Origin of the sequence: Massilia sp. LXY-6 (assembly GCF_051233485.1) — a bacterium.
Lineage (GTDB): Bacteria > Pseudomonadota > Gammaproteobacteria > Burkholderiales > Burkholderiaceae_D > Telluria.
The window spans coordinates 80522-92879 of sequence record NZ_JBKFGF010000047.1 but is presented as its reverse complement, the minus strand read 5'-3'; the positions used below and the strand labels follow the sequence as shown (position 1 = coordinate 92879).

At 70.2% G+C, this 12358-nt stretch carries 10 protein-coding genes; 8 read left to right on the top strand and 2 right to left on the bottom strand.

What is annotated here, in order from left to right; translation table 11 throughout:
* The first annotated feature begins 90 nt into the window (after positions 1 to 90).
* Positions 91 to 1110: a ferritin-like domain-containing protein gene (locus ACI48D_RS20335; RefSeq protein ID WP_435573065.1), complete on the top strand. Its 1020-nt coding sequence runs from the start codon at positions 91 to 93 to the stop codon at positions 1108 to 1110.
* Between the two features lie 49 nt (positions 1111 to 1159).
* Here ACI48D_RS20335 and hpnA read toward each other — a convergent pair whose 3' ends face one another.
* Positions 1160 to 2161: a hopanoid-associated sugar epimerase gene (gene hpnA, locus ACI48D_RS20330; protein ID WP_435573064.1), complete on the bottom strand. Its 1002-nt coding sequence runs from the start codon at positions 2159 to 2161 to the stop codon at positions 1160 to 1162.
* 112 nt (positions 2162 to 2273) lie between these two features.
* Between hpnA and ispH the strand changes: the two genes are divergently transcribed.
* The 6 genes from ispH to ACI48D_RS20300 are packed head-to-tail and all read left to right on the top strand — an operon-like array spanning position 2274 to position 8898.
* A complete protein-coding gene (gene ispH, locus ACI48D_RS20325) occupies positions 2274 to 3206 on the top strand; it encodes a 4-hydroxy-3-methylbut-2-enyl diphosphate reductase (RefSeq protein ID WP_435573063.1) in 933 nt (310 codons plus the stop codon).
* Positions 3207 to 3225: 19 nt separating this feature from the next.
* The gene (gene hpnH / locus ACI48D_RS20320; RefSeq protein WP_435573062.1) at positions 3226 to 4383 is read left to right on the top strand and encodes an adenosyl-hopene transferase HpnH; all 1158 of its coding nucleotides are present in this window, start codon (positions 3226 to 3228) and stop codon (positions 4381 to 4383) included.
* A gap of 21 nt (positions 4384 to 4404) precedes the next feature.
* On the top strand, positions 4405 to 5583 hold the full coding sequence (hpnI, locus tag ACI48D_RS20315; RefSeq protein WP_435573061.1) for a bacteriohopanetetrol glucosamine biosynthesis glycosyltransferase HpnI: 1179 nt from the start codon (positions 4405 to 4407) through the stop codon (positions 5581 to 5583).
* A complete protein-coding gene (gene hpnJ / locus ACI48D_RS20310; RefSeq protein WP_435573101.1) occupies positions 5583 to 7016 on the top strand; it encodes a hopanoid biosynthesis associated radical SAM protein HpnJ in 1434 nt (477 codons plus the stop codon). Before hpnI ends, hpnJ begins: the two co-directional genes overlap by 1 nt.
* Positions 7017 to 7024: 8 nt before the next feature.
* Positions 7025 to 7876 carry a hopanoid biosynthesis-associated protein HpnK gene (hpnK, locus tag ACI48D_RS20305; protein WP_435573060.1) on the top strand — a complete coding sequence of 284 codons (852 nt, stop codon included), beginning with the start codon at positions 7025 to 7027 and terminating at the stop codon, positions 7874 to 7876.
* On the top strand, positions 7873 to 8898 hold the full coding sequence (locus ACI48D_RS20300; RefSeq protein ID WP_435573059.1) for a lysylphosphatidylglycerol synthase domain-containing protein: 1026 nt from the start codon (positions 7873 to 7875) through the stop codon (positions 8896 to 8898). Before hpnK ends, ACI48D_RS20300 begins: the two co-directional genes overlap by 4 nt.
* Here the strand turns inward: ACI48D_RS20300 and ACI48D_RS20295 are convergent.
* Positions 8864 to 9520 (bottom strand): MlaC/ttg2D family ABC transporter substrate-binding protein, encoded by a 657-nt coding sequence (locus ACI48D_RS20295; RefSeq protein ID WP_435573058.1) that lies wholly within the window; start codon positions 9518 to 9520, stop codon positions 8864 to 8866. The two genes, ACI48D_RS20300 and ACI48D_RS20295, sit on opposite strands and share 35 nt — an antisense overlap.
* Before the next feature lie 138 nt (positions 9521 to 9658).
* Here ACI48D_RS20295 and ACI48D_RS20290 point away from each other — a divergent pair, with 138 nt between their 5' ends.
* Positions 9659 to 12304 (top strand): MMPL family transporter, encoded by a 2646-nt coding sequence (locus tag ACI48D_RS20290; RefSeq protein ID WP_435573057.1) that lies wholly within the window; start codon positions 9659 to 9661, stop codon positions 12302 to 12304.
* Positions 12305 to 12358 lie beyond the last annotated feature (54 nt).

The following is a 12358-nucleotide window of genomic DNA, read 5'->3' as shown; positions in this document are numbered from 1 at the left end:
TGACCTCATCGATTCGCTTTACGCGTGTGCCGTCGCAAGTCGCACCCGTGTATGATCGCTCGCCTGGGATCGCGTTGCGATGGGGGTCGCATGGGCGAGTATTTGAACGATGGTTTCGATATCGAGCGGCTCGTGCCGGGCTTCCGCCCGCCGCGGCCGGACGTCCGGCCCCCTGACGGCGCGGCGCTGGACGCGGCCGATGCGGGCATGCGGCGCTGGGTCAGCGCGGCCACTGGCCCGCTCGTGCCCGGCTCCGATCTGCATCGGATCGAGACCTGCCGCATGTTCCGTGAAACCTTCAATCCCTACCGGCCGGCGGTGCTCGACTGGCCGGCGCTCGATCCGGAGGCGCTCGCGCGCATCGTCGCGCTGCCCATCTGGGACATCGCGGTGCAGACCGAGGGCAAGGCGCGCCTGCGCATGGCGGCGTATGCAGGCACCGTGTCGAACCCGGACATCCGCTGCGCGCTCGCCCTCAACGCCTGGGAAGAGAACCGCCACAAGGAAGTCCTGGCACGCATGGTCGCGGCCTATGGCATCCCGCTGGCCCCCGAAGCGCCGTATGCCTGGCCCAGCGATACGGAGTGGGCTTACCTGGTCACGGGCTACAGCGAATGCATCGACAGCTTCTTTGCGTTCGGCCTGTTCGAGGTGGCGCGACGGTCGGGTTTGTTTCCGCGCGAACTGGTCGATACCTTCGAGCCCGTGATGCAGGAAGAATGCCGGCACATCCTTCTGTTTGCCAACTGGCTGGCGTGGCATCGCGCGCAGCTGCCCATCTGGCGGCGCCTGCGCTTCGAAGCCAAGGTCGCCCGCGTCTGGGCCTTCCTGGTCTGGGAACGCATCGGCCTGGCGCGCTCGATCGACGGCGACGCCTCGACCCAGGACAATAACTTCACGCTGAGCGGAGCGCAGTCGGTCGCTGCCGAGGAGCCCGGCTTGCGCGAGCTGCTGGCCCTTTGCCTCGAAGAAAACGAACGGCGCTTTGCCGGCTACGATGAGCGCCTGCAGCGTCCCACCACGATGCCGCGCCTGGTGCGCCTGGCCTTGCGCCTGCTGCCGCGCGCGACGGCGCACGCCTCCGGCCCGCGCCGCGAACGCCCGAACTGAGCAAGCCGCCATGCCTGCGTCCATGTCCCCCTTGCCCGTGCGCCGCTCCCTACTTCAGGTAGCCGGCGGCCCTGAACCAGTCGAGCGCGGCGCGCAGCGCGTCGGCGTGGGGGCGCGGACGGTAGCCCAGTTCGCGCCCGGCCTTGGACGAGGAAAAGAACATCCGGTTGCGCGACATGCGCAGTCCGTCGACCGTGAGGAAAGGTTCGCGGCCGGTCAAGCGGGCCAGGCCTTCCGCGGCGTGGGCCAGCGGGATCAGCGGCGCCACCGGCAGCCGGACCCGCGGCGCTCGCCGTCCCACCAGGCCGGCAATCTCGCCGAGCAAGTCGCGCAGCATGAGGTTCTCGCCGCCCAGGATGTAGCGCTGGCCGACGCGTCCGCGCGCGAGCGCGAGCAGGTGCCCCTGCGCCACGTCGTCCACGTCGACCACGTTCAGGCCGGTCTCGACGAAGGCCGGCATCCGGCCGCTGGCCGCTTCGACGATGATGCGTCCGGTCGGCGTCGGCCGCAGGTCGCGCGCGCCGATCGGCGTGGACGGGTTGACGATGACGGCCGGCAGGCCATCCTCGGCGACCATGCGCTCGACCAGGCGCTCGGCCAGGATCTTGCTGCGCTTGTAGGCCCCGATCGCGTCGATCGCCGCCGCTGGCTGGTCCTCGCCGGCAGCCACGGTGTCCGGTCCGACGCGCAGCGTCGCCACGCTGCTCGTGTAGACCACGCGCTCGACCCCGGCGCCCAGCGCAGCCCGCATCACCGCTTTCGTGCCCTCGAGATTGTTGCGCACGATCTCGTCCGGATCGCGCGCCCACAGGCGGTAGTCGGCAGCCACGTGCAGCAGGCTGGAGACCCCGGCCAGCGCCCGTTCGACGGCAGCCTGGTCGCGCATGTCGGCGAAGGCGATCTCGGCATCGAGTCCGTCCAGGTTCGCGCGCGGACTGCTGGCGCGCACCAGCAGGCGCACCCGGTACCCCTGCGCGAGCGCCGCGCGCGCCACCGCCGAACCGATGAAACCGGCGGCCCCGGTAATCAATATCCTTTCCTGCCCAGCCATGTGCACCTCCGTGTCGCGATTGTAGTCGCATGGCGGCGGAACGTACCCGCGATACGCCGGGCTTGCGTGGCCCGGCCGGAACATCGCCCCCTACCCTTCACGGAGAGCGTCTATGCGAGTCATCCTTGCCCAGCCGCGCGGTTTTTGCGCCGGCGTCGTCCGCGCCATCGAGATCGTCGAACGCTCGATCGAGCGGCATGGCGCGCCAGTCTATGTGCGCCACGAGATCGTCCATAACAAGGCCGTGGTCGACGGCCTGCGCGACAAGGGCGCCGTATTCGTCGACGAGCTGGAGCAGGTGCCGGCCGGCGCCGTCAGCATCTTCAGCGCGCACGGCGTGGCGCGCACCGTCGAGGCCGACGCGCGCGCGCGCGGACTGCACGTACTCGACGCCACCTGTCCGCTGGTGGCCAAGGTCCACATCCAGGGCCGCCAGTACGCGGCCAGCGGGCGGGTGGTGATCCTGATCGGCCACGCCGGCCATCCCGAGGTCGAAGGCACCATGGGACAGATCGACGGGCGCGTGCTGCTGGTGCAGAACGAGCCCGAGGCCGAAGCGCTCGACCTGCCGGCCGACACGCCGCTTGCCTACGTCACCCAGACCACGCTCAGCGTCGATGACACGCGTGGCGTCATCGACGTGCTGCAGCGCCGCTTCACCGACATCGTCGGGCCGGACGTGCGCGACATCTGCTACGCGACCCAGAACCGCCAGCGCGCCGTGCGCGAGCTGGCCAGCCAGGTCGATGTGCTGCTGATCGTCGGCGCCGCCAACAGTTCGAACTCGAACCGCCTGCGCGAGCTCGGCGCCGAATGCGGCGTCCCGAGCCACCTGCTGGCCGACGGCGACGGCCTCGACCCCGCCTGGGTGGCCGGCGCCGCCACGGTCGGCATCACGGCCGGCGCCTCCGCGCCCGAGGCGATGGTCGAGCATGTCATCGACGCGCTGCGCCGCCTGGCCCCCGTCGACGTCACGACGATGGACGGCCTGGTGGAACGCGTGGAGTTCCGCCTTCCCGCCGAACTGGCGGACTGCACCGCCTGAACGCACACCGGAGACCCCCATGGCCATCCCCCTGCTGCAAAAAACCCTGGTCGGCGCCTACGTGCTGCGCAAGCACCTGGCCGGCGAGAAGCGCTATCCGCTCGCGCTGATGCTTGAGCCCCTGTTCCGCTGCAACCTCGCGTGCTCGGGCTGCGGCAAGATCGATTACCCGAACGAAATCCTGGACCAGCGCCTGTCGGTCGAGGACTGCCTCGGCGCGGTGGACGAGTGCGGTGCGCCGGTGGTCTCGATCGCCGGCGGCGAACCGCTGCTGCACAAGGACCTGCCCGCCATCGTCGAAGGCATCATCGCGCGCCGCAAGTTCGTCTACCTGTGCACCAACGCGCTGTTGATGGAAAAGAAGCTGGACCAGTACAAGCCGAGCCCCTTCTTCATCTGGTCGGTGCACCTCGACGGCGACGAGGAGACGCACGACCGCGCCGTGAGCCAGCCGGGCGTGTACCAGCGCGCGGTAGCGGCGATCCGGCGCGCCAAGCAAGCGGGCTTTCGCGTCAACATCAACTGCACGCTGTTCAACGACGCCGCGCCCGACCGGGTCGCGGGCTTTTTCGATACGGTCAAGGCGCTCGGCGTGGACGGCATTACCGTCTCGCCCGGCTATGCCTACGAGCGCGCACCCGAGCAGCAGCACTTCCTGACCCGGACCGCGACCAAGCAGCTGTTCCGCGACATCCTGGCGCGCGGCGACGGCGGCAAGCGCTGGGCCTTCAGCCAGTCCAGCCTGTTCCTCGACTTCCTGGCCGGCAACCAGACCTACCATTGCACGCCCTGGGGCAACCCGGCGCGCACCGTGTTCGGCTGGCAGCGTCCCTGCTACCTGCTGGGCGAGGGCTATGCCCCGACCTTCAAGGCGCTGATGGAAGAAACCGACTGGGATGCCTACGGCACCGGCCGCTACGAGAAATGCGCCAACTGCATGGTCCACAGCGGCTACGAGGCGAGCGCGGTGGTCGATACCCTCGCGCGCCCGCTGGCGGCCGCCAGGGTCGCATTCAAAGGCGTGGCCACGTCCGGGCCGATGGCACCCGACATCGCGCTGGAAGGCCAGCGGCCGGCGCAGTACGTGCACTCCCGGCACGTCGCCATCAAGCTCGAGGAAATCCGCGGACGCCGGGCCGCACAAGCGGCGCCGGCGAATGCCGCCAAGCCCGGCTGAGCGCTCAGGGACCGACAGCCCATGCCACCCATGCATACCCTTGCCGGGACCCTGCTCACCCTACTCGCCACGCTGTATGCGCTGGCGGCCCTGCTGTGCCGTGCGCGCACCTGGCAGCCCCCGGACAGGAACCCGGTCGCGGCGCCAGCGGCCTTGCCGGCGCCCTTGCCTGTGACGGTGCTGAAGCCGCTGTGCGGGTTCGAGCCGCGGCTCGAAGACAATCTCGCCACCCTGTGCGCGCAAACCCACCCGCGCTACCAGATCGTGTTCGGCGTGCGCGCGCCGGACGACGCGGCGATCGCGGTGGTCGGGCGCCTCAGGCAGCGCTACCCCGCACTCGACCTGCAGCTGGTGGTCGATCCGCGCGTCCACGGCGCCAACCTGAAGGTCAGCAACCTGATCAACATGGCGGCGGCGGCGCGCCACCCCTGGCTGGTGCTGGCCGACAGCGACATCGCCGTCGAGCCCGACTACCTCGAACGTGTCACCACGCCGCTGGCCGACCCGGGTGTGGGCATCGTCACCTGCCTCTACCACGGGCACGCGGCGGGCGGCTTCTGGACCCGGATCGGCGCACTGTTCATCGACACCTGGTTCGCGCCCTCGGTCGCGGTGGCGAGCCGCGGCGGCAGCAGCGACTTCGGCTTCGGCGCCACCATCGCGCTGCGCGCCGAGGTGCTGCGGGCCATCGGCGGCCTCGAGGCGCTGAAGGACCGCCTGGCGGACGATTTCTGGCTCGGCGAGCTGACCCGGCGGCGCGGACTGGCGACGGTCCTGTCCGACGTGCGGGTGTCGACCGACGTCACCGAAGACAGCTTCCGCGCACTCTGGCGGCGCGAACGGCGCTGGATGCAGACGATCCGTTCGCTGAATCCGCCCGGCTATGCATTCTGCTTCGTGACCTTCACGCTGCCGATGCTTGCGCTCGGCCTGTGGCTGGCCCCGGACCCGTGGAACTGGGCGCTCGCCCTGGCCGGCCTGGGCGCGCGCATGACCCTGCAATGGCGCGCGGCGCCGCGTGCGGCGGCCTTACTGCTGGCGCCGCTGCGCGATTGCCTGCTGTTGCTCGAATGGCTGAGCGGTTTCGCCGGTGCCACCACACGCTGGCGCGGGCACCGGCTGCGCGTCGACCGTCGCGATCGCGGCGCAGGCAGCACCCCGACTTCCCTCGAAAAACCTGAACCCAGGCGGAGCCCATGATGAAGAAGACCCTGTTCCTGCAAGCGCCGTCCTTCGACGGCTTCGATGGCGGCGCCGGTTCGCGCTACCAGGCCAAGCGCGAGATCCGCTCGTTCTGGTACCCGACCTGGCTGGCCCAGCCGGCGGCCCTGGTGCCCGGCAGCCGCCTGCTCGACGCCCCGGCCGACGGCCTCAGCGTCGAGCAGGCGCTCGAGGTCGCGCAGGCGTACGAGCTGGTCATCATCCATACCAGCACCCCCTCCTTCCCGAGCGACGCGCGTTTCGCCGAGCTGCTCAAGGAACGCAAGCCGGACGTCCTGGTCGGCATGGTGGGCGCCAAGGTCATGGTCGACCCCGGCCCCTCGCTGCAGGCGAGCCGCGCGATCGACTTTGTCGCGCGCGAGGAATTCGACTACACCTGCCGCGACATCGCCGAAGGCCGGCCACTCGCCGAGGTCGACGGCATCAGCTGGCGCGACGATGCCGGCGCGATCCAGCATAATCCGCCGCGCGCGATGATCGAAAACATGGACGAGCTGCCCTTCGTCGCCCCGGTCTACAAGCGCGACCTGAACATCCGCAATTACTTCATCGGCTACCTGAATTATCCGTATGTATCGCTGTACACCGGACGCGGCTGCCGCTCGCGCTGCAGCTTCTGCCTGTGGCCGCAGACGGTCGGCGGCCACCGCTACCGGATCCGCTCGGCCGAGAGCGTGCTCGAAGAAGTCCGCTGGATCAAGGAGAACATGCCGGAAGTGAAGGAGATCATGTTCGACGACGATACCTTCACCGATTTCCGCCCGCGCGCCGAGGAAATCGCGCGCGGCCTCGGCCAGCTCGGCGTCACCTGGTCGTGCAACGCCAAGGCCAACGTGCCCTATTCGACACTGAAGATCATGAAGGACAACGGCCTGCGCCTGCTGCTGGTCGGTTACGAGTCCGGCGACGACCAGATCCTCCTGAACATCAAGAAAGGCCTGCGCACCGACATCGCGCGCCGCTTCGCCGCCGACTGCCGCGCGCTCGGCATCACCGTGCACGGCACCTTCATCCTCGGCCTGCCCGGCGAAACGCAGGAAACGATCGCCAAGTCGATCGAGTTCGCCAAGGAGATCAATCCGCACACGATCCAGGTCTCGCTGGCGGCGCCCTATCCCGGCACCCGGCTGTACGAGCAGGCGATCGACAACGAATGGATCCCGCCCAACAAGACCATCAACCTGGTCAACGAGAGCGGCGTGCAGCTGGCCGCGCTCAGCTATCCGCACCTGTCGAGCGAGGAGATGTACCATGGGGTGGAACGGTTCTACCGCAGCTTTTATTTCCGGCCCTCGAAGATCTGGGAGATCGTGCGCGAAATGATGAAGAGCTGGGAGATGACGAAGCGGCGCCTGCGCGAAGGGGTCGAGTTCTTCCGCTTCCTGCGCGCCCACGGCGCATCGCAGACGTGAGTGCCGGCGTGGCCGGCAAACCCGCAGCGCTGCCCGGCCCCGGCCTGATCATCACCGCCGACGACTTCGGCCTGCATGCCAGCGTCAACCGGGCGGTCGAGCGCGCCCATCGCGACGGCGTGCTGGCGGCGGCCAGCCTGATGGTCGGCGCCCCGGCCGCGCGCGACGCGAGCGCCCGTGCGCGCGCCTGTCCATCCCTGCGGGTCGGGCTGCACCTGGTGCTGGCCGACGGCGCGCCGGTGCTGCCGCCGCGCCTGATCCCCGACCTGGTCGACGCCTCCGGGCGCTTCGGCTCACGCATGGTGCGCGACGGCTTCCGTTTCTTCTTCCTGCCACGCGTGCGGCGCCAGCTGGCGCGCGAGATCCGCGCCCAGTTCGAAGCCTTCGCCGCCACCGGGCTGCCGCTCGACCACGTCAACGCGCACAAGCACTTCCACTTGCACCCGACCGTCCTGTCGCTGATCCTCGAGATCGGCGCTGAATTCGGCCTCTCCGCGGTGCGCTTGCCGCTCGAGGCGGGACTGCCGGCCTGGCTGCGGCCCTGGCTGCTCCTGCTGCGCGCGCGGCTGCGGGCGGCCGGCGTCCGGCACAACGATTACATCGTCGGCCTGCGCCTGTCGGGCCGCTTCGACGAGGCGGCCTTGCTGACGGCGCTGCAAGCCTTGCCGGAGGCGGGCATCGGCGAACTCTATCTGCACCCGGCGCTGGAGTCGGGCGCGACGATCGCGGCCTCGATGGCGGGCTACCGCCACGTGGACGAGTATGCCGCGCTGGTCTCGCCGCGCGTCGGACAGGCGCGCGAGCGCCTGCGCGCGCGCGGCTTCCGCTTCGGTGGCTTCGCCGACCTGCTGGGCACATGAGGCGGCTGTTCATCCTCGCTGCGATCGCCGGCCTGGCGCTGTTGTGCGCACTGGTCGCCTGGCAGGGCTGGCACGAGGTGCTGCGCGCCTTCGCGCATGCCGGCTGGCCGCTGCTGCTGCTGGTGCCGGTGCGCCTGGTCACGCTTGGGCTCGACACCTGGGCCTGGCGCGTCCTGCTCGAGCCCCTGCCCGGCGCCGCGCCGGCGCGAACGCCCGGCTTGCCCTTCCTGCTGTGGGTCGCCTCGGTGCGCGAAGCGGTCAACCGCCTGCTGCCGGCGGCCGGCGTCGGCGGCGAAGTGGTCGGGGTGCGGCTGGCGCGCGTGCGCGTGCCCGACACGGCCGGCGTCACGGCCAGCGTGATCGTCGAAGTGCTGCTCACGATCGCGGTGCTGTACCTGTTCTGCGGCCTGGGCGTGCTGCTGATGGCGCACATCGCCGCCGGCATGGACCAGGTCTGGGTGATCGCCGCGAGCCTGCTGCTGTCCCTCCCGCTGCCGCTGCTGGCCTGGTGGCTGCTGCGCGACGGGACCGCGTTCCAGCGGCTGGAGCGCTGGGCGCTGCGCCTGTTCGGCGGGCCTGCCGTGGCGGCCCTGGCCGCGGATGGCGCCGCGCTCGACGCCGCCGTCGCCGGCCTGCTCGGGCAGCACGCCCGCCTGCTGCGCGCGCTGGGCTGGCAGCTGCTGTCTTACCTGGCCGGCAGCTTCGAGACCTGGTACGCGCTGCGCCTGCTCGGCCATCCGGTCGACGTGCCGACCGCGATCGCGATCGAGGCCCTGACCCAGGCGGTACGCCATGCCGGCTTCATGGTACCGGCCGGGCTCGGCGTGCAGGAAGCCGCCACCATCCTGTTCGGCCACCTCGCCGGCGTCGGCGGCGAGGTGGCCTTGTCGCTGGCCCTGGTCAAGCGCATGCGCGAAATCGTGCTCGGCATTCCCGCCCTGCTGTCATGGCACTACTTCGAAGCACGGCAATGGCGCCGGGGCCATCTCAGGGCGCAGCGTTGTGCGCCGCCAGGTACTTGATCAGGCCATCGATGCCACCCGCGGACAGCTGCGCCGCGAACTGGCGCCGATACACCTGGATCATCCACGCTCCCATCATGTCGATGTCGTAGATCTTCCAGCCGGCATCGGTCTTGCGCAGGCGGTAGCCGATCGGCATGACGTCGCCGCCGGTTACGACGCTGGTCCTGACCACCGCATCGTTGGCGCCGGCCGCCAGCGGCGCCGGCGTCGGATACTTGAACGTGGTGTCCTGCTGCCGGATCTGGGTCAGCTGCAGCGCATAGGTGCGGGCCAGCAGGGTCTGGAACTGCGTGAACAGCGCCTCGCGCTGCGCCGGCGTGGCCGAGGCCCAGGCCGGGCCGACGGCGTACTGTGTCGTCAGCCTGAAGTCGGTGGACGGCAGGAAGTGCTGGCGGACCAGCTGGTAGGTCCGCTCCGGATCGCCGGCGCGCGCCCCGGGGTCGCTGCGGATCGCCGCCATCACGCGCTCGATCGTGGATTTCACCAACTGGTCCGGCGATTGGCCTTCGGACGGCGCAAGCTGCCGGGTTGGCTGCGCCTGCTCGGCACGCGCGCACGGCATGAGGCACAGGATGGCCAGGGGCAGCGCCGCCAGCTGCAATATGCTCGACGGTTTCATGTCGGATCCTCCGATTGGCAGCCCGGCGTGGCGCGGGCCGGTTTAGTGTAGCGCAAAGCCGCCCGCCGCCTGCCGAATCGTGCGGTGCGGCGATGCGTTCTCGGGTTTAATGAGCGGGACCCTCTTTTCGATGACGCCATGCTGACCACACCGATCGCCAGGATCGTCGACTTCTCGGTGCGCCATGCCTGGGCGGTCGTGGCAGCGTTCGCACTGCTGGTGGCCGGCGCCTGCGTGTACGTCTCCGGCCACTTTGCCATCACCACCGACGTCGGCCGCCTGATGGACCCGGGCGCGCCCTGGGCAAAGCGCGACGCGGCGGTCGCGGCCGCCTTCCCGGAACGCGGCGACACCACGCTGGCCGTGTTGCGCGCGCCGGCGCCCGAACTGGCGGCCCAGGCAGCGCGCGAGCTGGCGGCAAGCCTGGGCCGCCAGCCGGACCGGTTCCGTTCCGTCGCCCTGGGCGAAGGTGACGAATTTTTCCGGCGCAACGGCCTGCTCTACCTGCCTGCGCCCGAGCTGGTCCGGATGACCGACGCGCTGCGCGACGCCCGTCCCTTGCTGAACACCCTCGCCCATGATCCTTCGCTGCGCGGCCTGGCCAACCTGCTGTCGGTGTCGCTCGGCACGCCGCTGCAGACCGGCCAGCTGGCCCTGCCCGGCATGGCGCCGCTGCTGGCCAGGAGCGCCGACGCGGTCGAGGGCGTTCTGGCCGGACGGCAAGCCGCGCTGTCCTGGCAGGACCTGGTGGAGGCCAGTCCGCCCGCCAATGCGTTCAGTCTGGTCGAAATCAGGCCGGTGCTCGACTTCAAGGAGCTGATGCCCGGCGCGGCGGCGGCCGACGCGATCCGCGCCAGCGCGCATAAGCTGCGCCTGGCGCAGCGCTACCAGGCCAGCGTCGCGTTGACCGGGCCGATTCCGCTCTCCGACGACGAATTCTCGTCACTCCAGGAAGGCTCGCTGTTCAGCAGCGGCCTCGCAGTGGTGCTGGTGCTGGCGCTGCTCTGGTACGCACTGCGCTCCGGCAAACTGATTCTTGCGGTCTGCCTGACGATGGCCGGCGGGCTGGCCCTGACCGCTGCGCTGGGCATCATGATGGTCGGCGCGCTCAACCTAATCTCGGTGGCGTTCGCCATTCTGTTCGTCGGGATCGGCATCGACTTCGGCATCCAGTTCGGCGTGCGTTTTCGCGAGATGCACCTGCGCCGGGCCACCGCCGCGCAGGCGCTGAACGATGCCGGCCGCGCGATCGCGTTGCCGCTCACCGTGGCCGCGATCGCCACCGCCTTCGGTTTCCTGGCCTTCCTGCCGACGGCCTACCGTGGCGTGGCCGAGCTGGGACAGATCGCCGGCTGCGGCATCCTGTTCGTCGCCCTGCCGTCCTGCCTGACCGTGCTGCCGGCGCTGATCCGCCTGCTCGATCCGCCGGCTGGCGGGACGGCACCCGGCTTTCCCCGGCTGGCGCCGGTCGACCGGGCGTTGCAGGCCCACCGCAAGGCCTTGCTGGGCTGTACCCTGGCGCTGGTGGCGGCCGGACTGCCGCTGCTGCGCCATCTCGAATTCGACTTCAATCCATTGCATCTGAAGGATCCGGGCAGCGAATCGATGGCCATGCTGCGAACCCTGTCGCGCAGTACCGATATCGGCCTCGACAATGTCCAGGTGCTGGCGCCTTCGCTGGCCCAGGCCCGTGCCGAAGCGGAACGCATCGACAGCTTGCCGGAAGTAGCGCGCGCCGTGACCCTGGCCAGCCTGGTGCCGGACCAGCAGGCCGACAAGCTGCAACGCATCGGCGCGACTGCCGAGGTCCTGATGCCGGTGCTGGCACAGCAGCCCGTGCCGCCCGCCCCCGACGCCGCGCGCATGGCCGCGTTGCGTGCGGCCGCGATCTCGCTGCGCAACGCGGCGCTCGACCATCCCGGCCCCGGCGCCGCGCCAGCCACCCGCCTGAGCCATGCATTGGGCGCATTGGCGCGGGCCGATCCCGACACGCGCGATCGTGCCGAGGCGGCCGTCGCCGGGCCGCTCCGGATCGCGCTGGCCGATTTGCAGCTGGCGCTGCAAGCCCGCCCGGTGACGCTCGCCAGCCTGCCCGACGCAGTCAAGCGCAACTGGATCGCCGCGGACGGCCGCGCGCTGGTCGACATCAGCCCGCGGCGTGCCAAGGACGCGGACCATGGCGGCGCCGCCGCCGAAAGCGCACACCTGCGCCGCTTCGCGCTGGCCGTGCAGCGGGTTGCGCCGGACGCGAGCGGCGGCCCGATCTCGGTGATGGGCGCGGCCGAACTGATCGTCGAGGCCTTCGTGCAGGCCGCGATCCTGGCCGTGGTGACGATCACGCTGCTGCTGTGGATCGCCTTCCGTCGCTTCGGCGATGTGCTGCGGACCATGGTGCCGCTGCTGGTGTCGGGCCTGGTGACGCTCGAGGCCTGCGTGTTGCTCGGCATTTCTCTGAACTTCGCCAACATCATCGCACTGCCCCTGTTGCTCGGGGTCGGCGTGGCATTCAAGATATATTATGTGATGGCCTGGCGCAGCGGCGAAGCCGCCCTGCTCCAGCACGGCCTGACCGAAGCCATCGTCGTGAGCGCGGCCACCACGGGCACCGCCTTCGGCAGTCTGTGGCTGTCCAGGCATCCGGGCACCGCCAGCATGGGCGAGCTGCTCGTGCTGTCCCTGGTCTGTACGCTGATCGGCGCCGTGTTCTTCCAGCCGATCCTGCTGGGCCAGCCGCGCGCGCGGCCGCACCAGGCCGACTCGGCGCTCGAACCTTCTTCCTCCTGAACCGACCACCCGACCGGGCCCTGTATGCAAGCACAGCCGAAACCTCCCGCCTCG

What these genes read in the sequence shown, in the direction of transcription:
- ACI48D_RS20335 (WP_435573065.1), top strand. Translation starts at nt 91, where the DNA reads ATGGGCGAGTATTTGAACGATGGTTTCGATATCGAGCGGCTCGTGCCG.
- hpnA (WP_435573064.1), bottom strand. Translation starts at nt 2,161, where the DNA reads ATGGCTGGGCAGGAAAGGATATTGATTACCGGGGCCGCCGGTTTCATC.
- ispH (WP_435573063.1), top strand. Translation starts at nt 2,274, where the DNA reads ATGCGAGTCATCCTTGCCCAGCCGCGCGGTTTTTGCGCCGGCGTCGTC.
- hpnH (WP_435573062.1), top strand. Translation starts at nt 3,226, where the DNA reads ATGGCCATCCCCCTGCTGCAAAAAACCCTGGTCGGCGCCTACGTGCTG.
- hpnI (WP_435573061.1), top strand. Translation starts at nt 4,405, where the DNA reads ATGCCACCCATGCATACCCTTGCCGGGACCCTGCTCACCCTACTCGCC.
- hpnJ (WP_435573101.1), top strand. Translation starts at nt 5,583, where the DNA reads ATGAAGAAGACCCTGTTCCTGCAAGCGCCGTCCTTCGACGGCTTCGAT.
- ACI48D_RS20300 (WP_435573059.1), top strand. Translation starts at nt 7,873, where the DNA reads ATGAGGCGGCTGTTCATCCTCGCTGCGATCGCCGGCCTGGCGCTGTTG.
- ACI48D_RS20295 (WP_435573058.1), bottom strand. Translation starts at nt 9,520, where the DNA reads ATGAAACCGTCGAGCATATTGCAGCTGGCGGCGCTGCCCCTGGCCATC.
- ACI48D_RS20290 (WP_435573057.1), top strand. Translation starts at nt 9,659, where the DNA reads ATGCTGACCACACCGATCGCCAGGATCGTCGACTTCTCGGTGCGCCAT.